Source organism: Leptospira wolffii serovar Khorat str. Khorat-H2 (assembly GCF_000306115.2).
In the GTDB taxonomy this organism is placed as follows: Bacteria; Spirochaetota; Leptospiria; order Leptospirales; family Leptospiraceae; genus Leptospira_B; species Leptospira_B wolffii.
Genome location: NZ_AKWX02000023.1, coordinates 467,700 through 493,453, shown reverse-complemented (window position 1 = coordinate 493,453; position 25,754 = coordinate 467,700). Strand labels below are relative to the sequence as shown.

26 protein-coding genes and 1 tRNA gene are annotated in these 25,754 nt (G+C 45.7%); 8 read left to right on the top strand and 19 right to left on the bottom strand.

The window, feature by feature from the left end; all coding sequences use genetic code 11:
* Positions 1-14 precede the first annotated feature (14 nt).
* Positions 15-521 (bottom strand): cytochrome c3 family protein, encoded by a 507-nt coding sequence (locus LEP1GSC061_RS20390; RefSeq protein WP_040510088.1) that lies wholly within the window; start codon positions 519-521, stop codon positions 15-17.
* Between the two features lie 321 nt (positions 522-842).
* Between LEP1GSC061_RS20390 and LEP1GSC061_RS20385 the strand changes: the two genes are divergently transcribed.
* Positions 843-1,676, top strand: coding sequence for an endonuclease/exonuclease/phosphatase family protein (locus LEP1GSC061_RS20385; RefSeq protein WP_016547267.1), 834 nt, complete (start codon positions 843-845; stop codon positions 1,674-1,676).
* Between the two features lie 9 nt (positions 1,677-1,685).
* On the opposite strand, the gene LEP1GSC061_RS20380 is transcribed toward LEP1GSC061_RS20385, so the two are convergent.
* From LEP1GSC061_RS20380 to LEP1GSC061_RS20310, 14 genes are all read right to left on the bottom strand, one after another.
* The gene (locus LEP1GSC061_RS20380; RefSeq protein ID WP_016546964.1) at positions 1,686-2,084 is read right to left on the bottom strand and encodes a type II toxin-antitoxin system VapC family toxin; all 399 of its coding nucleotides are present in this window, start codon (positions 2,082-2,084) and stop codon (positions 1,686-1,688) included.
* Positions 2,085-2,498: 414 nt separating this feature from the next.
* On the bottom strand, positions 2,499-3,257 hold the full coding sequence (locus LEP1GSC061_RS20370) for an SCO family protein (RefSeq protein ID WP_016547051.1): 759 nt from the start codon (positions 3,255-3,257) through the stop codon (positions 2,499-2,501).
* A complete protein-coding gene (locus tag LEP1GSC061_RS20365; protein WP_016546971.1) occupies positions 3,235-3,792 on the bottom strand; it encodes a toxin-antitoxin system YwqK family antitoxin in 558 nt (185 codons plus the stop codon). The genes LEP1GSC061_RS20370 and LEP1GSC061_RS20365 overlap by 23 nt, the downstream gene beginning before the upstream one ends.
* A gap of 5 nt (positions 3,793-3,797) precedes the next feature.
* Positions 3,798-4,715, bottom strand: coding sequence for a YHYH protein (locus LEP1GSC061_RS20360; RefSeq protein ID WP_040510086.1), 918 nt, complete (start codon positions 4,713-4,715; stop codon positions 3,798-3,800).
* Between the two features lie 93 nt (positions 4,716-4,808).
* Positions 4,809-5,975 carry a helix-turn-helix domain-containing protein gene (locus tag LEP1GSC061_RS20355; protein ID WP_232218538.1) on the bottom strand — a complete coding sequence of 389 codons (1,167 nt, stop codon included), beginning with the start codon at positions 5,973-5,975 and terminating at the stop codon, positions 4,809-4,811.
* Positions 5,976-5,981: 6 nt separating this feature from the next.
* Positions 5,982-6,905: a glutathione S-transferase gene (locus tag LEP1GSC061_RS20350; RefSeq protein ID WP_016547444.1), complete on the bottom strand. Its 924-nt coding sequence runs from the start codon at positions 6,903-6,905 to the stop codon at positions 5,982-5,984.
* A 33-nt stretch (positions 6,906-6,938) separates the two neighbouring features.
* Positions 6,939-7,841, bottom strand: coding sequence for a lysophospholipid acyltransferase family protein (locus LEP1GSC061_RS20345; protein ID WP_016547094.1), 903 nt, complete (start codon positions 7,839-7,841; stop codon positions 6,939-6,941).
* A gap of 142 nt (positions 7,842-7,983) precedes the next feature.
* Positions 7,984-9,429 carry a M20/M25/M40 family metallo-hydrolase gene (locus tag LEP1GSC061_RS20340; RefSeq protein WP_016547316.1) on the bottom strand — a complete coding sequence of 482 codons (1,446 nt, stop codon included), beginning with the start codon at positions 9,427-9,429 and terminating at the stop codon, positions 7,984-7,986.
* Between the two features lie 254 nt (positions 9,430-9,683).
* Positions 9,684-11,402: an ArnT family glycosyltransferase gene (locus LEP1GSC061_RS20335; RefSeq protein ID WP_016547211.1), complete on the bottom strand. Its 1,719-nt coding sequence runs from the start codon at positions 11,400-11,402 to the stop codon at positions 9,684-9,686.
* A gap of 34 nt (positions 11,403-11,436) precedes the next feature.
* The gene (locus LEP1GSC061_RS20330; protein WP_016546967.1) at positions 11,437-11,733 is read right to left on the bottom strand and encodes a Cys-rich protein; all 297 of its coding nucleotides are present in this window, start codon (positions 11,731-11,733) and stop codon (positions 11,437-11,439) included.
* A gap of 30 nt (positions 11,734-11,763) precedes the next feature.
* Entirely contained in the window at positions 11,764-12,837 is a 1,074-nt protein-coding gene (rlmN, locus tag LEP1GSC061_RS20325; protein ID WP_016547035.1) for a dual-specificity RNA methyltransferase RlmN, read from the bottom strand.
* Positions 12,834-13,562, bottom strand: coding sequence for a tetratricopeptide repeat protein (locus LEP1GSC061_RS20320; RefSeq protein ID WP_198014293.1), 729 nt, complete (start codon positions 13,560-13,562; stop codon positions 12,834-12,836). Before LEP1GSC061_RS20320 ends, rlmN begins: the two co-directional genes overlap by 4 nt.
* 154 nt (positions 13,563-13,716) lie before the next feature.
* Positions 13,717-15,132 carry a Fe-S cluster assembly protein SufB gene (gene sufB, locus LEP1GSC061_RS20315; RefSeq protein WP_016547437.1) on the bottom strand — a complete coding sequence of 472 codons (1,416 nt, stop codon included), beginning with the start codon at positions 15,130-15,132 and terminating at the stop codon, positions 13,717-13,719.
* A gap of 174 nt (positions 15,133-15,306) precedes the next feature.
* Positions 15,307-15,888, bottom strand: a complete 582-nt coding sequence (locus LEP1GSC061_RS20310; protein WP_016547292.1) for a peroxiredoxin — start codon at positions 15,886-15,888, stop codon at positions 15,307-15,309.
* 419 nt (positions 15,889-16,307) lie between these two features.
* On the opposite strand from LEP1GSC061_RS20310, the gene LEP1GSC061_RS20305 reads away from it, so the two are divergent.
* The 4 genes from LEP1GSC061_RS20305 to LEP1GSC061_RS20290 all read left to right on the top strand — a co-directional run bounded on the left by LEP1GSC061_RS20305 (position 16,308) and on the right by LEP1GSC061_RS20290 (position 17,865).
* Positions 16,308-16,652, top strand: coding sequence for a hypothetical protein (locus LEP1GSC061_RS20305; RefSeq protein WP_040510204.1), 345 nt, complete (start codon positions 16,308-16,310; stop codon positions 16,650-16,652).
* Positions 16,649-16,993 carry a lipoprotein gene (locus LEP1GSC061_RS20300; protein WP_016547333.1) on the top strand — a complete coding sequence of 115 codons (345 nt, stop codon included), beginning with the start codon at positions 16,649-16,651 and terminating at the stop codon, positions 16,991-16,993. Before LEP1GSC061_RS20305 ends, LEP1GSC061_RS20300 begins: the two co-directional genes overlap by 4 nt.
* A 165-nt stretch (positions 16,994-17,158) precedes the next feature.
* Complete coding sequence (locus LEP1GSC061_RS20295) at positions 17,159-17,527, top strand: hypothetical protein (protein WP_232218536.1); 369 nt, start codon at positions 17,159-17,161, stop codon at positions 17,525-17,527.
* Positions 17,524-17,865: a hypothetical protein gene (locus LEP1GSC061_RS20290; protein WP_016546931.1), complete on the top strand. Its 342-nt coding sequence runs from the start codon at positions 17,524-17,526 to the stop codon at positions 17,863-17,865. The genes LEP1GSC061_RS20295 and LEP1GSC061_RS20290 overlap by 4 nt, the downstream gene beginning before the upstream one ends.
* A gap of 40 nt (positions 17,866-17,905) precedes the next feature.
* On the opposite strand, the gene LEP1GSC061_RS20285 is transcribed toward LEP1GSC061_RS20290, so the two are convergent.
* Positions 17,906-19,888, bottom strand: a complete 1,983-nt coding sequence (locus LEP1GSC061_RS20285; protein ID WP_016547021.1) for a hypothetical protein — start codon at positions 19,886-19,888, stop codon at positions 17,906-17,908.
* Between the two features lie 110 nt (positions 19,889-19,998).
* Between LEP1GSC061_RS20285 and LEP1GSC061_RS20280 the strand changes: the two genes are divergently transcribed.
* The 3 genes from LEP1GSC061_RS20280 (at position 19,999) to LEP1GSC061_RS20270 (ending at position 22,168) form a co-directional block, all read left to right on the top strand.
* Entirely contained in the window at positions 19,999-20,403 is a 405-nt protein-coding gene (locus tag LEP1GSC061_RS20280; protein WP_008595600.1) for a PaaI family thioesterase, read from the top strand.
* A gap of 26 nt (positions 20,404-20,429) precedes the next feature.
* Positions 20,430-20,513 (top strand) — tRNA-Leu (locus tag LEP1GSC061_RS20275).
* Between the two features lie 359 nt (positions 20,514-20,872).
* A complete protein-coding gene (locus LEP1GSC061_RS20270) occupies positions 20,873-22,168 on the top strand; it encodes a hypothetical protein (RefSeq protein WP_156844607.1) in 1,296 nt (431 codons plus the stop codon).
* 61 nt (positions 22,169-22,229) lie between these two features.
* Here LEP1GSC061_RS20270 and LEP1GSC061_RS20265 read toward each other — a convergent pair whose 3' ends face one another.
* The 3 genes from LEP1GSC061_RS20265 to LEP1GSC061_RS20255 form a co-directional block, all read right to left on the bottom strand.
* Positions 22,230-22,976 (bottom strand): hypothetical protein, encoded by a 747-nt coding sequence (locus LEP1GSC061_RS20265; protein WP_016547167.1) that lies wholly within the window; start codon positions 22,974-22,976, stop codon positions 22,230-22,232.
* Between the two features lie 147 nt (positions 22,977-23,123).
* Positions 23,124-24,305, bottom strand: a complete 1,182-nt coding sequence (locus tag LEP1GSC061_RS20260; RefSeq protein ID WP_016547378.1) for a multiheme c-type cytochrome — start codon at positions 24,303-24,305, stop codon at positions 23,124-23,126.
* Complete coding sequence (locus LEP1GSC061_RS20255; RefSeq protein WP_040510080.1) at positions 24,293-25,741, bottom strand: sulfurtransferase; 1,449 nt, start codon at positions 25,739-25,741, stop codon at positions 24,293-24,295. Before LEP1GSC061_RS20255 ends, LEP1GSC061_RS20260 begins: the two co-directional genes overlap by 13 nt.
* Positions 25,742-25,754: the final 13 nt, after the last annotated feature.

The following is a 25,754-nucleotide window of genomic DNA, read 5'->3' as shown; positions in this document are numbered from 1 at the left end:
ATGCTAACTCCTGATTATCTGTGGCAGGTAGAACAGTCGGTCGGAGCGTTGTTCTCCCGATGGCAGTTCACGCAATATCCCATATTCAGGGAAGCGACCTGCTTGACCTTGACCATCTCCGCTACGTTGCCGTGGCATTGGGAACAATCCACACCCCTGGAAATATGCCGAGAGTGATTGAACTGAACGTGGTCGGGAAGATCGTGGACCTTCACCCACTCCAATGGCTTCTTCTTATCGTAGCTCTCTTTCAAGAGTTTGATATCGGGAGTCTTGGTTGCGACCGTACCGTGACAGTTCATACAAGTGGACGTATTCGGAACCGTTGCATGAGCGCTAGTTTCTACGCCGGTATGACAATAACGACAGTCTATCTTATTGTCGCCGGCATGGATCTTGTGGTTAAAAGGAATTGGCTGATCCGGAGAGTAGCCAACGTATTTGGAGGGAGAAAAAATCAGGTAGGCCACTGCCGCGATGGCAATGAGCGGAACCGAAAGTTTCAAAGCTTTCTTATTCATTCGTGAGAAGTCCCGTGGGTTCCAAAATAAGGTTTGGGAACAAGGATTTTGTCTTAGGTTAAAATTGCAAGTAAACGCCTAAAAACGCGATTGCTTTGGCCATTTCTTGCAATTTCCATTGAGACTAAGTATCAATTAAATGGAATTTAGTTTGTGTGGCAGACCTCAATTTCTCAAATGGATGAAGGCTTATCAAGAAACTCGAATTAAGCCGACGAATCATAGAACGATCGTTCTCAATTCATTCCAAAATTCCGATTTTGCATCCTTCTTTCTTGCGGAACCGGGAACTTAAAACCGAAAATCGGATCCGATACGCATATGAAAACCAAGCCCACTCTTCTAATAATCTCCGTTTTCCTATTATCCATCTCCACTATTGCGAAGAATCAACTCTCCGGAATTCGAATCGCGAGCTTCAACTCCCTTTTTCTTTATGATGAAGAAGGCGATACAGGTAAACTTCCTAGAGATAGAAAAGCCAGAAGCGAGTCTGACTTTTCAAGACTGAGACGAACTCTTCTCTCTACACACCCGGATATCGTAGGGCTTCAGGAAATCGAAAATGCGAAGGCAGCCAGAAGAATCGTCTCCTCAGAATACGAATGCGAATCCACCAGGACTCCCGGTTATTCCCAGGAATTGGGTCTTTGCTGGAAGAAGAGCTTGGAACGCCCTAAGATTCGGGAAATCGAAGGCCTTTCTCTTCGTCCGGGATTGAGAAGAGGATTAGTCGGAGAATTCAAATTCCCTCAAGGAAAGGTATCCGTCCTAGTAGTTCATCTGAAAGCGGGACGCTCCAAAAAAGATAAGGCCGAAAGAAAAAAGCAGATCGAAGTCTTAGGAGGAGTTTTACCCGGATTGGAGAATTTTGTTCTATTAGGAGATTTTAATGAAAATCTGGAATTGCATAAGGAGCTCTGGGAGATCCTAAAAGGTAGATCCAGCCTGAAATCGGCAAACCATTTGGAAAGGTCCGATTGCTGGCAACATAAAGAAGGCTTCATAGACTATTTGATTACAAATCTAGAATGGAAGAAAGGAAGTTTTCTTCAGAAAAAATTCGAAGAGGATGACGGGAATTTTGACGGAAGTTCTGAGATCGAAAAGGGACTCTCCGATCATTGTCCGATTAGTGCCGAATTGCTGCTTTAAAATTCCATTTTACCAGAGCGTTCTCAGACCAAAAGGATCGTATTCTTCCAAATAACGATCCTTGGTAATGAAAACGAAATCGCAAACGACCGCCTGCCATATCAAAAATCGATCGAAGGGATCGGCATGATTCCGCAACGGAAGCTTATAGTAATTCGAAAAAATCTCAGGAGAATCGTTTACGAATTCGAAACCCGCCTCCCGCAACGCGTTTGGAAGGCGGTCCGGAGTGATTCCTTTTAGTTCGAGTTTTCTAAGCGAAAATTTCAAAGAGATCTCCCACAAAGAAATATTGCTTATGAAAATTTGATTTTGGTCATTTAGAATTTCCCTCGTGACTAGAAAGGATAAATTTTTAGGCTCGAATAGAACCCATAAGATCGCGTGAGTATCTAAAAGATAATTCACGAATTCAAAAACTCCTCTTCCGTTAATTGAAAATCTCCGGGAATTCGATAGGAAGCCTTTCCTTCCAAGATGCCCAATTTTCTTTTTTTCGGTTTTTCCGGCTTATCTTTCCGAATCGATTTAGAAGGAGTACGATTAGGTGAATTTGGATTCGGTTTTTGTATTCTGGACTTTAAGTTTTTCATGTCCAGAATATCTTCTCAAAATGATCTCCCGTCAATTCTTTTGGATGAATCAACCACCCGATGCACCGGAATATTGATTCCAATTACGTATTACGTTCTTTTTCTTAGACAAGATGAAATTGGATTCTTACTCGAATAGAAAGTTCATCGGAATAGTTTCAAATTTTATAATTCTTCCGGAACAAAGAATCTAAATTAAAAATCGAGAAGTAGACACAAAAGTCATTCTCTAACGAATCTGTGAATCCATTTTGAATGGATCTTCCCGTTTCAAGGTTTCAATATCTGCAGAAAGCTCATCCATCGAGGATCTCATCTTCCCATTATAGATTCCTCTCAATCTGAGTTCTCCGTCCAGGAGATACACATGATCGGAATGTAGGAAGTCCCTCTCCGTAAGTTTCTTCATAGCGTTTTCGCGAAAACTAGGAGTATCGGCGTTGAAGGATTCTCTGGCCAATCGATATATCTTCTCCGATTCTCCGGTAAGAAGCCGCCATTTCTCGTATCGAATTTTCCGTTTCGCAGCGTATTCTCTTAAAACCTCGGGAGTATCTAAGTCGGGAGTCGCGGAAAAGGAAAGGATGTTTACTTCCGGATTCTTCTCGAATCTCTTTTGTATTACGGATAAATGATTCGTGATCGTGGGACAGATACCGGAACAACGGGTAAAGAAAAAGGAAACGATCGTAATCTTATCTTTGCAGAACGATTCGGAAACCTCCGTTTTACCCTGGTCTTTCATTCTAAACGCTTGGATCCCTCTGGGAGAGAAATCTTTTCTGATCTCCCAGACTGGTAGTAGATCCCTGCCGTAAAATAAGGGAAGAGTTCCTTTCTTAGGAGAAGCGAACTCGGTGATCTCCGATGGATAATCTTCTTTAGGATCCGGCTCGCATCCTATACAGAAAACCGCGAGAATGAGTAAGAGTCCGGCGATTCGATTCCCTTGGAAAAAGGGATTCTTAGAATTGCTGCGTGTTTCCATTCTCATCTCCTCGTATTTGGTTGCAGAGTTTTCCTCCCGTCATTCCGAAAGGTCGGTTTCCGTTCAAAACGAAGTTCATATAGATCTGTCCGTTCTCTCTCCACATCTTCTTTCCGACGACCTCTCCTCTATCGAATCTAGCATAAGAATATAAGGCACCGGAAGGCCTCCATTCCCATTGGTCTCCGTGAAATTTACCTTCCAAGAATCTGTTTTGGAATCTCTTGCTTCCGTCCGGAAACCAACCTCTATGGATTCCGGATTTCTTGCCTTCTTTGAATTCCCTTTCGGCCAATATCTGCCCGTTATCGTGCCTGTCTGTCTCCGTTCCATGCGGAAGGCCGTTCTTGTAGGAGGTCCTACGTACCGTGGCAAGTTCCTCGATACGAAACTCCAGTATCCCGTCGAATTTTTGTCCCTGGTAGAATACGAACTCCCCTTGTCTCGATAAGCCCGGATCATCCAGACGTACCAACGTAGGATCGCAATGGAGAAGGAAGGCGACTCCCCCTCCCAAAAGAAAGGTGCAGATCAACCGCTTCAGTTTGTGGATCCTCTTTTTCCTTTAAAATAACTTCCGATTATGAAAGCGTTATAAGAAGTATCATTCTCCACATGATAGCAATACGTTCCGTCAGGGAAGTGCGTGGTCGTGCAGGAACGAGTATGAGTGGTCGAGTCCAAAGTGGGATAACTGGAGCTTCCTTGGATTTTCTTTCCGTAAATGGGAAATCCGTCCAACATCAAGCCGATCAATTCGTCGCTATCGTTGGTAATCTTAAAGGGCTCGGTATGATAATGATACTTACCCGTATTTTGAGGATGTCCCTGCGCCCGGTCCATCGTAAAGTATTCCGTCGAAAAGCTGTCTCCAGGAGCCGCTTGGTTATTGAAAATCACGGCGCCTAAGGTGGAAATTCCTACTGAATCGATACCCGCAGTGGAATCGTTGCAGCCGGTGTACAACTGAGGAGTAACGGGAATGGTTAAAACAATATTCTGAGCGATGATCTTATTCGGATTATCATGGAAAGTCGGCGTATCCATCGTATCTTGGTAAGAGGCATTATCCTTATAATAATAACTTTTATAAGGCGGCATATCCGTCGTAGTAATCACATAGTTGGAGCCGGAGACTACCACCTTCACGCAATGAAAGTTTTGCTTCATCCAACAAGGAGCCTCGGCCGCTATATCCGTAACGCAGGTAGGAGCTCCGGATTCCGCTCCCGTTTTCAGGGAAGGAACATCCGAGAGATTGTATATCGCAGAGGAACAAGTAGCGGTGGAAGTCAAAGTGGTGGGGGTATCGGTGGTGGAGGCTCCGGAACAACTGCTGCCCGAGGGAGAACCGTTCAGCAGCAACGCCGCAGAAGAAAGATCCGATCCACCGGAACTATCGCAAGCCCAAAGACTCAGAGTGAAAATAACAATCGCTATAAAATGAATTTGCCTCATAACTACTCCCGAACGGTTAGTTGGAATAGATTACGAAGTATTTGCGTGGAATTCGACCGTCCCAATCGGCTCGCACTTAAATTTATTTCTAAATCAGGCGATTTTGGATTTTTTTTCCAAATATTCCGAAGGAGTCTTACCGGTGAATTTTTTGAAGGCGCTATTGAAAGTGGACTTGGAATTGAATCCGTACTCAAGGGATAAGCTCAAAATATTCGGTTTCTCCGGAGGTTTAGCGTCGAACTCCTTCAGGATCTCCCGTATCCGGTATTCGTTGGTGAAATTATAGAAATTCGTCCCCAAATGTTCGTTTAGAATCTGAGTGATATAGAACCTGGGAACATCGGTTCCTTGAGAAAGAGCGTCTATGGAAAACTCTGAGTCCTTATAAGGCATTTTGGAATTCATATAATCCCGGATCCTATCCAGATATTCCGGAATCTTTTCCTCTCTCAGACCGGACTTCTCATATTTCTTTCTCTCTTCTTCGGGAAAAACTTCGGCAGGAGTGAAGGTCCTTCCCTTCCAATGCTCCAATTCTCTGGATGTGAACACTACCGTCTGCCTGACTCCGAACCAACAGAAGAATGCGGTAAAGACGAGGATAGCGGAACCTCTCACGATCCTAGGATCCCAATCTCCCGGCCCCATCTCCCCGAATCGGATCGCATCCAAAAATAAATGCACGCCCGTGGAGATCCCGAAAAGTACAAGCACCCAGTACATCCAACTCAGGTCTTTAAGATTATCTATATTCGAAAAATGATCTTCTATGCTCCGTCTATGTTTACGTAATAATAAGAATATCCAAATCAAATAGAATAACATGGAAACCGAGAGTAAAAATCCGAATCGATGGAATCCCATCTCGGGTCTTCTCCATTCCGGATCGCCGTTCCATTCCTCTTCTCTACCGAAAAAGCCGATTAGAAAGAAAAGCATAAGCGTCAAAAAAGGAAGAAAATGCAAAAGATCGACGAGCCTAATCTTATCCGAATTTCCGGTAAGATTTCGAATATATAGATATAATAATGGACCGAAGGTATACGGAAACAAAATGGAAAATTCGAGAAAATCGTGCCCCCATTCCACTCGGCGGGCCAAGATGTGACCCAAGTGGGGAAGAGCCAGGCAGATCGTAAAAATGGCGTAGATGGAATCGAAAGCGTATCTGGGCCTCTTGGTTAGAATCAAGAAACTGGAAAAAACGCAGATCGTAAGCGAAACGATCGGAATCGTAGGCACCATTCTCAGATCCATTTTAGATCAAACCTTCTTAAAAACGTAGCCGATCCTAGGAAAATGGATATGGACCTTCCCCACCTTATCGTTTTCGGAAGATAGGATGATGCGAGATTCGTCGGAATGCAGCAAGGTTCCCGAAATGATTTCCTGATCGTAAGAATCCGGAGATAGGTGGACCCGGTCTCCCGGCCCGAATCCTAAATCCTCGATTTTCGGATCCGCAATCCGCAAAGGTTCGCTTTCTTTCGCGATTCGTATCGCTTCCGCCGGCGCAAGCGGTTCGGAATTTCCGGAGCCGAAGTCCTTCATTCTGGAAAACCAATCGGGAAGATACTCGGCCTCGGCGATAAACGGTTTTAGTTTTCGAATCGTATGCAAGAACCAGAATATAATATAAACTGAAAAATCCGCGAATGAAGGCAAATCGCCTCCGAAGAATTTACGATTCAGCAATGCGGAATCGAATTTGGGAAGGTATTTGGAAAGGACTATGCTTAGATAATGCAGATCCATTTCCAAATTTTCCCGATGAAAAGGATGATGAGGGTGCATATCCGCCCGGTCTTTTACCAAATCCTCCGGTAACCTTTTCGCATTGGATCCCAAGACGTATCTCGCTACTTTCACGAAAAGTTCGGATCCGACCAGATATTCCAAAAGATCGGCGGTATCGGAATCCCGCCCCGACGCGATCGGAGGGTTTGGAAAAATAGAATGCAATTTCTCTAATACAAGAGACGTATCACAATAGATATCCGCTCCTATCTGCAAAACGGGAGCTCTTCTATAACCTCCCGTCAGAGGCACGAGATCCGGTTTAGGTAAAATAGGAGGAGTGATAACGGAAAGCCAAGAAGCGCCTTTATAACCCAGAAAAAGCCTCGCCTTTTCGGAATACGGAGAAGCCGTATAATGGTGCAGAATAATTTTTTCGGATGAACCCATAAGACCCGCCTTTTAAAAAAGAACGAACGGAAATCAAACCTGTCCCGGAAAATCCCCCGGCTTCGTTCTCCATCTACGATGCACCCAGAAGTATTGTTCCGGGCAGAGTCGGACTTCCTCTTCCAAGGCCTTGGTCCAAACTTCCGTGTAATGTCGTATCGCAGTTTCCCGATCCGGAAAAGCTTTTTTATCCACAAATCCCAAGTCTCTTATCTTGACCCGGATAGTTCCCTTCTCTCCGCATAGAACAGAATACAATAACATCTTGGCTCCGGTCAAATAGGCCATGAGCGCCGGTCCTTGATACGTCGACGCCTTACGATGGAAGAAGTCCACGAAGATTCCCACCTTACCGGCGTTTTGGTCCGAACCGAAACCCACCCAATATCCTTGCTTGAGCATCTTGGTCACCTGGCTGGATTCCTCGGTGGAAACCAATTTGATTCCGTTTCTGGTTCGAAGTTTGTAAATCAATTTGTCTACGAAAGGATTACGGACCTTCTTATAGATCCCTCCTCCTTTCATCCGGACTCCCATGAATTGGACAAGAATTTCCCAACTTCCGAAATGCCCGGAAATCAGAACCACTCCTACTCCTTCTTTAATGGTTTCCTGTTCTATCCTAAGGGATTCCTCGTCGTAAACGAGTCGCTCTTCCATCCATTTTTTGTTTAAACGGGGAGCATACATCGTACCGGCCAGAAGATCCCCTATATGTAGGAAGCTTTTCCAAACTAGATCCTTCTTTTGTGCTTCGTCGTATTCCGGAAAGGCATGGGAGATATTCTCATAGGCGATTCTTCTATGCTTTCTTGCGAGAGGATAAAGAAGGCAGACCAAAAACCTACCGTACAAGAGACAAACTCTATAAGGAAGGATTCGAAACGGAAGATAGAATAAATAGAGAAGAATATAAGAGATAAGATGACGAACCAATGCTAGCCTGTATTTTGTTTTTCTAACAAGAGGATGCGACCCCGGTCGAATGACAAGCAAAAGAAAGGCTTAAAACGGAGGCGGCACCGACTCCCCAAAGTAACGAATGCCGTTTATTGCCCGAAACGAAAGACTAAAAAAGTCAATTCATCTGATGCAATATTTCGAATACGATGCGGGTACCTAATTTCAGATTTTCCAAGCTCACGCTCTCGTCCTTTCCGTGAAGCATGGTCAGTTCCTTTTCGTTAAGAATAACCGGAACAAGTCCGTAGCATTCCAAACCGATCTCTCTAAAATACGCATTGTCCGTCTTTCCGGGAGAAAGAAACGGAGCGGGAACGCTTCCGGGAACTAGCTTAGAGGTAACCGCGGCGACGGTTTGAAAAAGAACCGAATCCAGGCCGGATTTATCGGGTTTCACCGTTCCCGCGGATTCGACTTCCACGTCGTATTTCTTCGCGATCTCTCGGATCTCCTCTATATAATCCTTAGGATCGAATCCAGGCAAAATCCGAATGTCCAATTTTGCTTCCGCCTCGGAAGCCAAAACATTATGCCCTTTTCCTTCCATCGTTTTTAAACCGGAGATAGCCTTAGTATTGCGAGTAATCGCGCTTAGCTGACGATTCGATTTTATGGGTCCGTACAAGAGTCTTTGCAGAATAGGAAATCCGGCATTCTTAAGAAAGAAGGAATTTGGAAAAGAACTCGCGGTACCCAGCTGATAAAAGAACGCTTCGGTCTCCGGAGAAATTCTTACGCTGACATCATAATCCAAAACCTCGCTCAGAAATTTATGCAAACGTAAACTTGGATAATTACCCGACGGAGTGCTTCCGTGTCCCTGGTCACCTTTCGCCCGAATCGTAAGCCAAAGATTTCCCTTCTCCGCGTATTGGATATTGAAGATGGTGCTGTTAGGAACTCCTACGTCTTTGGTTCCGAAACCTCCTTCGTTCAACATATAACCGTATCCTTGGAATAATTCCTTATGCTTGCGGATCAGAAATTTGGCTCCTTTCTCGCTTCCGGATTCTTCGTCGGCGAGCCCCAAGAACATGATCTTTCTTTTCAAAGGAAGCTTCGAGCGTTTCCATTCCAAAAACGCGGTAAGTTGCATTGCTATTAGGCTCTTACAATCCAGGGCTCCTCTACCGTATATCCGACCATCCTTAACGACTCCGGAGAAAGGCTCTTCTTTCCAGTCCTTAGTCTCCGCTTCCACTACGTCCAAATGGTTGGCGAGAATCAGTCCCTTTTCAGAGCTAGGGGAAGAAGGTTCCAATTCGGCGAGAATATTCACTCGATCCGGAAAACCTTCTTCATGGAAGAATTTGACGGGAATCCCTTCCTTCTCTAATAAATTCTTAATATACTCCGCGACCTTCTTCTCGTTACCCCGAACGGACTGGATTCGTATAAGGTCTCCTAGGATCCGATTCGTTTCCGCGGATTTTCGATCCCAGTCCAAACTAAGCACGTCTCTGAGAGGCGTATCCCTAATCGGAGAACCGGCGCAAGCGGATAGAAAAAACGAAAATGGAATACAAAGAAAAACTAAATATGCAAAGCGAGAAGGGAGCATTCGACTCTTCTACCCGGAAAGCGATCCTGCGTCCAGAACATACCGGTGAGTCGGTAAATATCCTAACGCATATCTGTAGAATCCGTTATGTTCGGGAATAAAATAGGGAAACGGGGGAGAGGATCCGGAAAAGTAGTCCCAGGAGAATCCTGGGACCAAAACCAAACCAGGCTCACAAAATAGCCTAATTTCAAATTCGGTGGGTTTCCGAAATTTCCCCTAGATTTTTTCGGCGATTCTATGAAAAAAGCCGGCTACTTCTCGGCGCGTCCATCTTTAAAGCGAATATGCCCCAGATAGACTTTTGTGGTAAGAGAATCCCGTTTAGATTTCAGAAAGAAGCCGAACTCCGGAGTCGCCACTTTATAGCTGGGATACTCCGCGAAAATATCCAGATCCACCCTACCCGCGGTAAATTCGTCGAAATGAGGAAGAAATTTCTCCGAAATTAGAATCATCCGATCGCCGTCCTTTTTCAGGGCCTCGAACAAAACCTCCGGATCGAATAATGTCCGAGTCAGACGCTTGGAATAGAACGCGTAGGATCTCTTGGATGCGGGAACTCCGAACATCAAAAACTTTTCCTTACCCGGCTCCGACTCTTGGATCAAGGCCCCTATTTCCTTGGAAGGTTGATAGGAGATGAGAATCGGATATGCGTAAAGACTGACCAGAGTAAAGAAAAAGGAAACGGAAACAGTTAGAGTTCCCACAAGCCTGTCCGAAGGCAAGAGAATCCAGATCAATACACCGAGAGCCAGATAAGCGAATGTCCAGAGATAAAAGGCAAGATCCGCATCCAATACCAAAATCGGAAAGACGAGTCCGGCGAGTAGGAAACCTAAAGCGGTTAGAATCACCAATCCTTTTCCGATTCTTGCAGTAAGATCGGAGACTTCCTCCGTAAGTCGGAGCAGGAACCCGGAACCGACCACCGCCCCCGCGGGCAAACACCAATAGATATACTGAGGCAATTGGTATTTGGAAAAGCTAATGAGAAAGAGGAAGAGAAAAAGCCAAAAGAATGGAACGAAATCCTTTTCCTTCCATTCATTTTTCCGAATGGACCCGAAAAGTCCCTTCCAACCTTCTTTTCCGAAACTCCGAAGGGAGACTACGACATACAAAATGAAGGGAAGAATAAACACTCCGAAAGCCCAGGAGAAATTTGAATAAAAGAAGAATGGATCGAATTTCTGATCGTACATTTTAATATAGAAACGACCGAACGATTGCACCCACAGGAAAAAATACGGACCGTAAGTATTGAATTCCAAATAGAGAGGAATCGACCATAACAAAGGAGGTAAAAGCGCAAGCAACCCTCCGGGCACCAGCTTCATCTCCAAAAGTCTTTTCCAATCCCTACGGAAAAGAATATCTCCTCCGATTCCAATCCCCGGAATCACGACCGCAATCGGTCCCTTGGTCACGAAACCGAGACCCATCGCAAGATACATGGCATAGAAATAAACGGGTTTCTTCTTTATTCCCAGATAGTAAAACGCGAAAACAAGAATGATATAAGGAGTCACATAAACGTCTATTTTCGGATCCACTACCATGGCGTACAATCCCGGCGACATCGCGTATAGAAGAGTCGCAAGCCAAGATTGCTTTACGTTTCCGGAATGTAATTTAGTGATCGTAAAGATTCCCCAGAGGGAAACCAAAGTCATCAGTATCGCAGGCAAACGGAAGGCGAAATTATTCTGACCGAAAAGCAGGAAGGAAGAGCTGATCTTCCAGAAAGTAAGAATGGGTTTGTCCAGATACCTCCTACCGTTGTCTCGGATAAAAAACCAATTTCCGCTATCGGTCATCTCCCGGGAGATCTCTGCATATTGGGAAGAATCTATGTCGATCACATCCAAAGGAAAAGTTAAGAATAAGGGCAGAACGGCGATCGCTAAAAGTATCCAAGGGGAAAATCTTGCAATTCCGGTTGATTTGGGAAAGGAAACCGTATCCATGAATTCTAATACTCCTTGTTAAAAAGCTGAAGGGTTAATCCATTAACCCGGATTCCATGAGACAACGGGTAAAGCCCACGCAGGTCTTTTCCGCTTCATAACAAGGAACCGCGAATCCTTGCTCCCTAAGACAACCCGATTCGCATTCTATTGCGATAAAGCTCTTCTGCTTTTCGTCCGTTCCTATGGTTTTAGGAAACTGTTGTTCCACGCAGGAAGTATAGAAACTACAGATCTCCTGGCATTTTTGCTGGTACGGATTCTTGCAACGCTGGGCTCCCGAAAGAACCAGAAGAAGTATCGGCAGAAAGAAAAGAGTAGAAGGCCTCATTCCGCAAGTTTATCTTTGGGAAGTCCTAGGTCAACTTTTTGCGGCAAGCATACCGCAGGCGCCGTTGATATCCTTACCGGGTGATCTACGGTTCAAAATGGGCACTCCCGCAGGCTCTATCAGTCTCAAGAACCGATCCACTTCCTCGGGACTAGGTCTTCTCCAACCGAAAAACTCGGTATTCAAGGGAATTACATTGATCTTACAATCCAGTTTTCTCGCGATCTTCACGAGTTTCTTGGCGTCTTCCGGCCCCATATTCACACCGGGGATCATCACATATTCGAAAGTGATCCTACGCTTCAGAGTCTTGGTATAATCCCGAGCGGCTTCCAATAATTCGGGAAGGGAGAATTTTTCCTCTATGTCCATGATCTCCCTTCTTCCTTCCGGATCGGGATGATTGAGCGAGATGGCTAGAGTATAAGGCTCCTTGTTCTCTATGAATCTACGGATTCCGTTCACCACTCCGGAGGTGGAGATCGTGATTTTTTTAGCGCCCAACCCCAAAGCCTCCGAGTCGTGCAACAGGCTCGCGGCCCGCATTACGTTAAAGTAATTATGCATGGGTTCTCCCATTCCCATGAAGACTATATTCGTAGCCTTATCCCCTACGATCTTCTCCACTTGGAGAACCTGGTCTATGATCTCGCTCGCCTTCAAATTACCTTGGAAAGGAAGTTTGGCCGTGGCGCAGAATTTACAGTTCAGGGTGCAACCCACTTGGGAGGAAATACAAATGGTCTTTCTTCCTCCGTCTCCTGAAGGAATCCAAACCGATTCGAATTCTTTTCCACTGCCGGAAACGGATTCGAATGTGAATTTTTGGGTTCCGTCCGTGGACTTGAGATGCTTTGCTACTCGGATCGGATCTAAGGAGAATCTTTCCTTCAACTTCTCCTTCAAGTCTTTACCTATAGTGGTAAATTCTTCCCAACTCTCGTATCGATTCGCATACAAACCGTTATAAATCTGTTTGGCTCGGAAGGCCTTCTCGCCAAGATCCAAGACGACTTGAGTGAGTTCGTCCAGAGTAAGACCTTTTATAGGAGACTTTCCGGAATAAGTCGCCTGATCCTCCATCTCCGGAATTTCCGAACTCATTTGCAGATCTCCTCGATCTTCTCTTGGGCGGAGGAATACCCCAGCTCCTCGGCCTTACGAAAATCGGAACAGGCCGGACCCTTCTTTTTCAGGACTTCATAGCCCAAGCCTCGATTATAATAGGCGACCGCCATTCCCGAATCCAACTCCAACACCTTGGTATAGGAGGAAACGCTTTCCTTATACTTTCCAATTCCGTAATATGCAAATGCCTGCTCGAAATAAGCGTTATGATTTTGTTCGTCCGCTCCTATCGCGGACTCCGCGTCGGACAGTGCGTTCTTATATTTCTGGAGAGAATTCAAAACCCTGGCCCGTCCCACATATGCGTAGGATTCGTTCAGACCGAGAGAGATCGCCCGATTGTATTTTTTCAATCCCTCTTCCGGTTCTCCCAAAGCGACTCTACAATTTCCGATGGAAAAAAGAGCGTCCAAATTCTTCGAATCCGCACTATAAGCGGATTCGAAATCGGACTCCGCCTCGGAATATCTTTCCAAAAAGTATTTCGCGAGGCCTCGATTATAAAATGCGGAAGTATCGTTCGGAACCGATGCGATATATTTGTCGAAGATTTCGATCGCCTCTTCGTAACGATTCGAATTATAGGCGTCCAATCCGGACTGAAAGATCGAATTGGAATCCCCCGCCGAGCTAACGGGATCAGGAGCAGAATAAGAAAGTTCCTTCCAAATCTCAGCTACCGTGCCACGAACCCAAAACATAAACCACGATTCGGGAGTTTTAAGATCGGAAGAAGAGGCCGTATCCTCGGACTCGGCTCCGCGGAAGATAGCCAAGGCAAGCCCGATCGCAAAAAAGAATACAAGCACCCGATTCAACATAAATATCTAATGAAAGAATCCGGGCCGAAAGCGCTTAGCTCACGACGGAATCGGAATGCTCCGAAATCACCTTACCATCCTCTAAAATCATACGAATCAGACGGGTCATCTCCACGGAATATTCCACATTCAGGTGCTTGGTCACCCCTTCGCAAAAACCGTTGATGACTAGGAGCTTCGCGTCGTCCTCGGAAAGTCCCCTGGATTGCAGATAGAAAAGTTGTTCTTCGTCGATTTTCGAAACGGTCGCCTCGTAGTTCAAGGTACCATTCTGACCGCTCACGTCGTTATACGGATATGCGTGGGATTGGGAACGATCGTCCATCATGAGACCGTCGCATTTCACATGGCTATAGGAATCCGAAGAACCGGAAGTGAATCTTACAAGACCTCTATAAGAATTGATCCCTCCGTCCAAGGAAACCCCTTTCGCGAGAATATTACTGCGGGTATTCTTGCCCACATGGATGATACGAGCTCCCGTATCCTGGATCTGTCCTGCTCCGGCGAAAGCTAGAGAGAGGATATCTCCGGTGGAATTATCCCCCTGTAAAACGATACCGGGATACTTAATCGTATTTGCGCCGATATTCACGTCGGTCCAAGTGATATGAGCCGCCTCATGGCAAAGCCCTCTCTTAACCGTCCAGTTGTACATATTCTTTTTCCAATTCTGGATGGTAGTATAGAATATCTTGGCATTCTTTTGCGCAACGAGCTCCACCACTGCGGTATGGAAATTCGTTCCCTTGTCCTGAACGGAAGAGCAACCTTCGGAGTATTCCAACTCGGCACCTTCTTCCGCTATGAGAAGCGTTCTCTCATATTGTCCGGAAGAAGCCGCAGTAACCTTGAAATAAGCCTGCAGAGGCATAGGAGTCTTGACTCCCTTAGGAACGTATGCGAAGGATCCTCCGGAGAATACGCAGGAATTCAAAGCGGAGAATTTATTGTCTCCGATGGACACGACGGTGCCGAGATACTTACGAACAATCTCCGGATACTCCTTGATCGCGGTGTCTATATCGCAGAATAGGATTCCCAGATCGGTCAGTTCCTTCTTAACGTTTGCGTAAACCGTTTCGGAATCTTCCATGGCCTCTATACCGGCCAGGTATTTTCTTTCGTGTTCGGGAATCCCCAACCTTTCGAAACTTTTCAGAACTTCCGGATCCACTTCGTCCCAGGATCTTTTTTTCTTACGATTGGCTCCGATATAATGCACATATTCGTCGATATCCACTTTGAAATTCGGAAAGAATCCCCAGGTGGGCATGGGCTTGCTTTCGAAAACTTTAAAAGCTTCTAGACGGAATTCTGTCAGCCAACCCGGCTCGTTTTTGATATGAGAAATCGACTCGACCACCTTGCGGGTGAGTCCTTTCGGAAAATTATCCGCGCGATAGTATCTGTCGTCTTCAGTTGGGATAATCTCGAGCGCTTGGGCCATTGCTGTCTGTCCTCTCGTATTTTAGACTGAATCTATATTGGAATGCAACTCTTTCCGGATTATGGGAGAGAACTACAACGAGGAGATAAGACCAGAATTTAAGAAGTGGGGTCCCGGGACCAGGACAAATTTGGGAGAATAGAACCCGGCGTAAAGCCGGGTTCTTGGAGGGATTTAGTTTACGGAGGAGAAATACTCTTTGGATTTCTCTGGGTCCGCTTTCATGGTTTTCTTTCCTTCGTCCCAGTTTGCAGGGCAAACTTCGCCGTGTTTTTCCACGTATTGGAAGGCTTTTACCAGACGGATCGCTTCGTCGATGTTTCTTCCTACCGGAAGATCGTTGATCGTAGCCTGTCTAATCGTTCCGGTAGGATCGATGATGAAGGTTCCTCTCAATGCGACTCCTCCTTCGGTCAGTACGCCGTAATCTCTTGCGATCGACTTAGTTATGTCAGCAATCAAAGGATACTTGATCTCGCCCAATCCGCCTTGTTTACGAGGAGTGTTTTTCCAAGCAAGATGCGTAAAGGCGCTATCCACGGAAACTCCCAGAACTTCCGCTCCGAGTTTCTTGAATTCGTCCAGTTTAGCATCGTATTCGATAATTTCCGTAGGACAAACGAAGGTGAAGTCGAGAGGCCAGAAAAAGAGAACAACCCACTTTCCCTTATAATCGGAAAGTTTGATTTCTTTGATTTGCTGGCCGATCACAGCTTCCGCTTTGAAGTCCGGTGCAAGTGAAGTAACTTGAGGCATGAGGCACTCTCCTAATTTAGAATCATTCTAAATTTAGACCGATAACTTGAAAAGCAGTTTTTCATTTTTCTCCTCCTCGAAAAAAAAAGAAGAGGGAATTCCAACGCTCGCCGCCCCCGTCCCCATCTCCCAAATGAGATAAAAAGACTAACAAGTACTAAGTCGATCTTTCGGAAATTCTTACGATTCGGTAGAATGATTCTCCAAAATCGGCGAACTCACTTCGGTTAACAATAAGCACAAGCGTAAACGTCCGGATGTCCATTAGGAAGCATATCGGATCGAAAAAAACGGATGGGATAAGACGCGAAATACGTATATCGCAAATGGGATACGAAATTTTCGAGAGAAGGAAGAATAACTTTCCGACGATTCGGATTTTTCCTTTCAAAAATCCATATTCTCAAATGTATAGGCGCATGGGTAAAAAAACAGTTTCAATTTTATTGATCGTTCTTCTCCCGTTACTCTTCGGATCCGCTTGCTCCTCGGGAGAAGTTCTGATCCAACCGAAGTTAACAGGAAAAGAAAAAGTAATCAGAAGAGTCAAAGGCGAAGCCTGCGGAATGATGGGTCTCCTGGCAACCGCTTACTACGTGTTCCCTTTCGGAGTTAACTCCAGAGTGGAGAGAGCGTATTTCTCCGCAATCAGCCAAGCTCCGGGTGCTATCGGCTTAACCAATATCGCAATCGAAGAAGATTGGTATTGGGTCGTAATCGGAACTATGAGATGTCTGTCTATCACAGGAGACGCAGTTCAATGAAAAGAATTTTAGTATTATTCACCCTTTGCGCGTCTATCGCTCTTAGCGTAGGCTGTAGCTCCACTCCGGTAATCATCCCGGCTCAACCAGCACCTGCAAAAGTGGAAAAAGATCAAAGATTGTCCACCTTTCCCGTATATGCCGAGGCTTGCGGTTTCCAGCTTCTTTTGTTCATTCCGATCAATGTGAACACTAGACAAGCAAGCGCCTTCCAAAAAATCCAATTCCAAGCTTATGGCGGAACCTTATCCGACATCAGAATGGAAGAATCCTGGTTCTACGGACTCGTCGGAACTGGATACTGCACCAAGTTCAGCGCCCTCGTAACAAGAGCGCAATAACAAGAGATTAAAAAAAGGGAATATCTTGATTTAGAAAATTTAGATATTCCCTTTCCGGACAATATATCAAATAACCTGAAAATATGCGGATCGCCTTATAAATTATCCGGCAACTCCGAATTCGAGCCACTTAATTTCCCAAAAAAGCGTTTTTTCTTTCCAAGAATGGCACGGTACGTTCTCGTTGGACCTATGGGAAAAACCATTTCTATCTTCTTCCTAGTATTACTACCTCTACTATTCGGAATCGGATGTTCCTCGGGAGAGGTTATGATCCAACCGCACCTAACCGGAAAAGAAAAACCGTTCATGAGAGTCAAAGGCGAGGCCTGCGGCGTTCTGGGATTATTGTTCATGGAAACGAGTTTTATCCCCATGGCCCTGAACTCCAGGGTAGAAAGAGCCTATATAAACGCTCTCACCCAGGCTCCCGGAGCCGCGGGACTCGTGAATATCGTAATCGAAGAGGATTGGTATTGGATCGTAATAGGAACAATGCGTTGCACGTCCATTTCGGGAGAGGCAGTAAGATGAAGAGACTAGGCATATTTTTCGTTTTATCTTCCTGGCTTTTAACTTACGGATGCTCTTCCACGCCTACGGTCATTCCGGTCCAACCTCCTCTCAAGACTCCGGAAAAGGACGAAAGAATCGTGAGCTTTCCCGTTTATTCGGAAAGTTGCGGATTTCAACTTTTCTTTTTTATTCCGATCAGCACAAACGGAAGACAGCAGACCGCGATGGCCAAACTGCAAGTACAGGCCTACGGAGGAACTCTTTCCGATATCAAGATGACCGAATCCTGGTTCTATGGACTCGTCGGAACCGGATACTGCACTAAGTTCAGCGCGATCGTGAGCAGGGTCCAATAGGATTTCCCCCGCCGTAATAGTTAGAGGAGGGAGCCCTCCTCTAACCTTTTGCCATCAGATATTTCTCCATGAATTCCGTAATATCCTTGATATTACGGTTTATCATTTTTCTGAGCTCGGGAGGGATATTCTGGGATTTAATGACTCGATAATAATTCAACGCGTTTTTCAGCATCTTCCTGCGGGCGAATTCCTGCGCCTTTATCAGCATCGGCTTATACTTATAGTATGAGTATTCCATAATACTATAATTCTTAGAAAGCTTAAAGGAATGGGGTATCTTTCCGAAATCGTAGGTAAGAGTAAGAAAAGGCGCGTCGTCCACTTCCGGAGGCTTAAGCTCCAGAATACCGTGGATCATCTTAGGCTCGTCGTCCTTATCGCCTCCGCCCGAGGACTCGGGTCTATCCTCGTCTAAAGGTTCGAGACCTCCTTCTAAGACCTCTATCTCGGGCGCTTCTTCCGCACCGGGAGAACTAGGGGCCTGGCCAGGGCCTATGGGTTGTATATCCGGAGCGGATTCTTCCTGCCTTCTTTCGTCCACGGGATCCGGAAGATCGATCTTAGGAAGTTCTACAGGAGCTAAACTTTGAGCGGGACCGGCCTCGGGAGCAGGCGCAGTTGCCGGAGGAGAAGGTGATTCTGGAACTTCTCCTCTTAGAACCTTATCTTCCGGTTCCGGCAATCGGATCGGAACCAGATCGATCTGCGGTAGTATAGGAGCCGCAAATTGAGGGAGCTGATCGGATAAAGGATATTCGGGTCTAGGCCAATCTTGTGGAAGCGGCTCTTCCTCTTCTTGTCGAGCTCGTTCTTCGCGCTTCTCCTCGGACTTCTTCTTTAAATAATCGTCGCGTTGTTGGAAGAGATCTTCCTTTCTTCTATCATCTTCCCCTCTTCTATCCTTCCTAGTTCCTCCGTCCCCTCTTCTCTCCCCGCCGGAACGACGATCTTCTCCAGTCCTACGATCGACTAACGGTAAATCTTTAAACTTCTCCCACTCGTCCGTGAAGAACGTGTCGGATGGAAGATCCATCTCGTTCGGATCCAAATGCTCCGGAGCGGAAGGTCTTTCCGGAGCTTGGGGCGGCTCGTAAGAAGAAGGTGCGGAAGGAACTCCTCCCCCACCGCCAGGAGGTCCTGGGGGGCCGGGAATTCCACTCGGAGAATAACTTGGAGTTCCCGGAGGAGGAGGTGGAATCGGCCCGGAAGACGGAGCATAAGATATGATTTGGTAAGATACCGGTCCCGACGGAAGTTCCGCAGGAAGCTTAGGCGCTTCCGTTCCCGGAGGAGCCTGTATCTGGATCGGAGTGGCGAATCCTTGGGACAGACTGCTTCCCATGGCTTGGCTAATATCCTTAATAGCCCGAACCAAGTCCCCCATAGGAATCGGAGGTCCCGCATAATTCGGATCGTCCGGAGAATACGTATCCTCTTCGGGAGGAGAAGTAAGATGGTCCTCTATCGCCTGGATATTTTCGCCTATCTTGCGATTGATATCCTGATCCGGAATTCTAGAATTCGTCCTCTTTAGAATTTCAAGAGCGCCTAGAAAATTCTCCTTATCCACCAAGGCTTCCGAATGAAGAAGGGGACGTCGGTGATGCGCATAACGTGAATTGTTCCGGATGATATCGTCCGTAAGGTGCGGAAGATTGAGTTTGTTACTTTTCTTTAATCCCGGTAAGGAAGGTTTCTCCGCTTCACCCGAAGGGCCTTGCCATTCCTGCTGTCCCGATGGAGGCGAAGCGGAAGGTGCGGAAGGAGAAGAGGATTGTTTTCCGGGAGAAGGGACAGGCGCAGACGGAGTAGAAGGTTCTCCTACGTTGACTAATTTTCCCCGATCGCCCGGAGCCGGGCTAGGACCCGAACCCGCCCCCGAAGACGACGCTCCGCCGCCGCCCGATCCGGAAGAAGAACCGGGCGCAGAGGAACCTTGGGAGCGGTTGGGATCCCGAAATAGTGTATATGCGCCTGCTCCCGCGGAGAGCAACCCGAGTAATAGAAGTAGGGCCGTCATCTAACTGGTTCTTCCTTACTATTTTCGACAGAATATCCCATCGTTCTTAAACAAAGACCTTTACGTTTTTAGGATTGACACCATGAATGTTAAGTAATAACTTGACATATATGAAATCTACGGTTCGGGAAAACCTGAGCTTCGGGTCTAGTCCTGATAATCCGGACGGTCTTCAGTTAAAGATCACCTTTGACGAGGACACAAAGACCGCTTACGGAGATTACACTGTCCCGGAAAAGTTTCAAGGGTCGCCGGACGTCATTCATCCCGGTATCATTGCGACTATTTTGGACGAAATCATGGCTAAGATCAACGAGGCTATGAATTTCAAAACGACAACCGGCGAGCTTACGATTCGCTTTTTACAACCTGCGCAAGTCAATCAACCCTTGCATCTTCGCGGATGGTTCGTAAAGAAAAATAAAAAAGTAATCGAAAACCGCGCGGAAATCGAAAACGAGATCGGTAAAATCGTTGCCCGAGGAAAGGGCAAATACATCGAACTCGATTCCTGAAAAGGAAAAAGGTATCATTATAACCCGCCGATGTGGTGGAATTGGTAGACGCACTGGATTCAAAATCCAGCGGGGGCAACCCCGTGTCGGTTCGACTCCGACCGTCGGCAGTGGTTTAAAAGCATACCGAGTCTCTTCCTAATAAACTTTTCCTTTTTTATTCTGAATCCCATTTTTGTAATATGCATATATTTGCGGCCGTATTTTTATTCAAAAAGTTACTAACGTAAGGGCATGTAGTCTTGCGCCTTCTATAATGTTTTTGAAAGAATTTTATAATCGCATCTCTCTTAAAATCGAATCCCTATCCCATTCCACTCTCAGAAATCTCGTTTTCTCGGTCGGCATTCTAACCTCTGTATATCAATATCTACTAAATCGTAGCTTATGGCTGGATGAAGCAATGCTCGTTCTTAGTATAATCCATCGTTCGCCTCTTGGATTATTGGAACCCTTGGAATACAACCAGATGGCACCTATCCTCTTTCTTCAGTTCGAAAAGTTATTCGCATTTCCATTCGGATATACGGAATACGGACTAAGACTATTTCCTCTGGTTTCATTTTGGATCTGTATTCCGTTGATGTATAACGTCGCAGAGCTGATTTTCAAAAACAGAAAACTTTCACTCTATGCTACGCTACTTTTTTGTCTGACTCCTTCCTTAATTTATTACGCCTCCGAAGCGAAACAATATATGTTAGATTGCCTCTCTTACTTGTTGTTGACCTTCTTGACCTTGAGAGAATACAAAAGTGAACTCAGAAGAATACTCTGGATTTCAGCTTTAGGAGTAATCCTTCTCCCTCTCTCGAATATAACTCCTATCGTTTTGTTTTGCATAGGAATCTTATTAGGATATCAAAGTTTAATCGAGAAGCGTTTCTCACCAGTATACCTTTTAATCCCCGCCATATCATGGGCTTTTTTCTTTGGGGCATATTATATATTATTTCTGCAATCTCATCCGAGCAAAAGCGTAATGCTCGATTACTGGAAAAAAACATTTCTGCCATCAAATCCGCTACAGGCTGATTTCTGGCTTTTTCTTGGGGACGCCATCGGTAAGTTCTTCGGCGGAGTTTTATATCAAGGCCCATTCGGAATCATAACTTTCGGTCTTTACGTTTTCGGAATATTGAGATTACTCAAATCGAAAAACGTGACCGTTGGGCTACTACTCCTACTTCCTATATTCGTACATTTAGCTATATCCTCTTTCCAGCTCTATCCCGTGGATTTACGTTTTTTACTGTATCTCGTACCTCCGGTTCTGATGGTTTCAAGTTTTACGTTATTAAATATCTCCGAAAAATTATCAGACAAGAGAGTTCTACGCGCTTCCATTCTCTCCTTCTTTCCAATATTATCGGCCTTGATTCTTACATTTTCTTTCCCGTTTTCTTTAGAAAACGTGCGCAAAAGTCTGGAATACGTTTCCAAACATGCACTTCCCGGCGATAAGTTATATGTATACACTCTCGCAGAGAGTGCATTCATTTATTATAATGAAACCGGAAGATCGCCGAAACTCGATTTTGAATTTATTCCCGAAGAACTGAAAGGCAATTCGATTGAACTTCAAAGTCGTAGCGGCCGCATCTGGTTACTGTATTCTCACCTTAAAGGCGCGAAAGAACTCGAGGATCTGAAGAAAGAATTGGAAACCCGCGGCAAAAGAATCGACGGATTCGCTAAAACAAATTCCGGAGTGGAACTCATCCAAATCGAACCCAAACTTTCGAAATCTAAGAAAATAGAATAATCATATCCTATTTCGGCATATATGGCTGATCATATGCTTCCATCTCGCTTCAGATTCGGGCTTAAGATCCCAACGCCTCTTCGAAAGAATCCTTTTCAATCCGATCGATCGCTCTTAAGATCAAATTCATTTCTTCGCGATTCATCCCTCGAAACAACTCCTCTCCCCGAGTCAAAATTCCGGCTCCCAAGAGAATTCCTTCCACTTCCTCCGGAGTGTAAGTCTTAGGCTTAGACTTCATGGTCCGGACCACTTCCTCCATGAGTTGTTTGATCTTGGAAAGCAATTCTTGATCGGATAAGGTTCGGAATAAGGTTACGATATCGGATCGAAATTGCTCCGCATCCTTTTTCGGAACCGAGGCGATTACTTTACGAAAGATATTCGGATCGGAAAGATCCTCTCCTTTCTGTAGGAGTTCCTTCGCCTTGGAATACATGATCTCCTCGAAACGATGAGCGGTTACATAAGAATGTAAGGCCGCGATTCCGGCCTGAAATGCGGATTTAAGATGTCTTCCCAACTTGAAAACGGCGCCGCTTAAAGAACCTAATAAACCGAAAACCTTGGAAGGAGAATGTACGAAACCGGAAAGAGAACGAAAGGCTCCATCCAACCTCCTTCGTCCCTCCCATTCCGGATAAAGTAGCTCCAGAAAATATTTCGTTAAAAGTTTCACTCTTTCTTCAGGGATGGAGGAGAACTCCGAATACCGAGATAGATTTTCCTTAGAGTATCTCCTCTGGAGGGCCTCACGGTAGGCAAGAATCAATTTGGGAAAATCCGGTTCATCCAAGAGGGAATTCATTTCTTGGATGATTCTAAAGAAGCATCCAAGATAGGGAAATTGTTTTTTGGAATTTCCGGAAGGGTAAAGTCTTTGCGCTTCCTTTCCTGGATCCGAATTTCTTCAACCAATCGAATACGTCCGATTGCCAGAGAGCGAAAGCCCGACCTATTTTCTCCATTCCAAGACCGAAAGTTCGTATTTCGAACTTTCCGCTTCTTCCAATGCCTTTTTCAAATTCGGGAGAACCCAAGGCTTGGTTGCTTCCGCAAAACTATCTTTAGCCTTCCAGTTATCCGAAAACATTCTTTTATAATATTCTTTCGGATCCACTACCACTTTAAAATAAATTCTCTTGATCCGACTCCATTCGGGTTCGGAGAGGATCGTCTCCAGTCTCGCTGATTCTCCGGGCTTCAGTCTGGTATCGAAAATTTCATTCTCTAATTCCAAATCCAACATCCAACCTATCGAATAGTCGCTCAGTTTTTTCGCTTTTCCATCCTCGGACTCCGACCAAATTTCCAGGTATACTTTCGGAACTGAATAAGCAGGAAATTCGTGGCCTATGAATTCGTTCTTCAATTCCGCAAGAATTCTAACTCCTAGGCCTTCGGGAAGAACCTTCAACTCGGTCTTCACTCCTCTTAGAACCGTCTCCTTATCCGAGATCCCCTTCCAAAGATGTTCCCTACCGGGCATATGGCAGGATTGACAGGCAGTCCCCTTCTCCCCGAAAGAAGAACGAGCCCATTGGCCGTATACGTCCATGAGAGGTTTATCTCGTATCTTTCTTCCTTTTTCCGGGGATTGATGACAAGGCTTGCAGAATTCTGACTGGTCGAATTCCTTCCTTTCCTCGAACTTTCCGTGAAACATATTCGATTTTTCGAATATGCTGGCCGAAGTTCCCGCAGACGGAGGTCCGTAGATTTTTCCCTGTCTCAAATGGCAAGCGGCGCATTGGATGCCCTGCCCTTCCGTTCCGGATTTCCACGCACCGTGTTTAGGGGCATCCCAACCCAATCGAACAAGCCATGCGGATTTCGTTTCGGGGTTCGGGCTATGACAGTTCCAACAATTCTCCGACCCGTGCTTGCCTATTCGAGGTAATTGCCAAAGAAAGCCCGGGCCTACGGCCCGGGAGTGAAGAGTCGCTTTCCAAGAACCGAATTGTTTGGGATGGCAGCTTCCACAAGTTGCCGAATCCGCTTCGAAAGAAAGCGAGCCTTGGGATTCGAGGGGGAATACCCAATGCCGTTGGTAAAATTCCTCTCCCCGGCAGACGATTAGGAAGAGGCAGGTCGCGAAAACCGCGACCGAAAGAAATAGGAGGTTTATCCTCCGCAAGGGTTGCCTCCGCCCCCACCTCCACCGCCGGAAGAGCCTCCACCGCCTCCGGAGGATGCGGATCCCGCCAAAAATTTCTTATCCGCATCGATGATCGCGTTGGCACCTTTTGCATAAATCATTGCAGGTGAAAAATAGCTACTAAGACTGGAGACGTTAGCGGAAGTAATTCCACTCCTCCCAACATTATATAGTATCGGAGATGGTGAAGTCACAGTGGAAATATCAGTTCTCCAAGGAGAATTTCCGCTCAAATTCGACCAAGCCCCGGTAGAATCATAAGCGAGAGATCCCCATTCCACCCAAGATCCGTCGTAAAATCGAGTGGGATATCCTAGTATGGCAAGAGTAGCGAATCCGGTAATGGAGGAACGCACATTAGTTCGACAATATGTTATAATGGTTTGTCCTTGCTGGTACCCGTTGGTTTGTAATAGGTTAACTAAATCAGCCTTAGATAAAAATTCCTTGTTTGCGTCGATAAAGTTCGCATAAGGAATATTTATCGCCCCGTTAATGTGTCCTTCGTAAGTCGCATAACAAGGAGAACCCGTGCAACTGAAGTTTGATGGCCCAACAGTGGCCCCTGCATTCCCATTGTATTCTGCAACCGAACGGGCATCCAAAAGAAAACTTCCTTCGCTCGGAGCGGGAGTCGAGTTTTCATATGTAGAAACAGTAATATTCTTAACGACGTTGAATACATCGGCAAGAGTCGCTTGAACGATTGTTTGATCCCGCAATAGATTCCCGATTTTTCCAGCACCGGCGCTTGCGGGTGTCGTGTATATAGAACCACCCGTGAGAATACTTGCCGAAATCTTGGATGAAATCGAACCGTTTAAAACTGCCAAATGCGACTTCTCCACTCCCCAATAATAGAGAGTATACCAGGAACGCAGAGTAGACATCAGGTTGCTATCCGAAGGGGAATCCTGAGCAAAAACGATAAGGTCGACAGCCGGATCAACTCCGAAGAATTTTAGAAAAGCATCGATATTTGCCCCCTCCGGGACTATCGTCTCTGTCTCAATTACTCCATTAAATCGCGTTTGTCCGAAGAAAGTATAATCGGACGATGAAGTAGGTAATCCGTATACCTTCACGCCTGTAGTCGGGCGTAAAAAAGCGCCGGAAAGCGCCCCGCTAGTCACCTGAAAGACCACTAAATTACCTGAGATGCCGCCGGGACGATTGGCGTACCAATTTGAGCGCCAAGCTTCTAAGGTAGAAGCAGTAATTAACCCGAACGTATTTTCATTATAATCGTTGTTCGAAACATTCGTTAATGATTCCAAACCGAATACGACGACAGGGGGACTCGGTAACGTAAGCTTCTCCGACAATGTTATGTATTCGGGAGCGTTCGCGCATTGCAGAACAAAAATCGCCGCCAAGAACCCGACTCCTATTTTAGATAATCTGAAACCTTTCATATTCCCTCCCAAA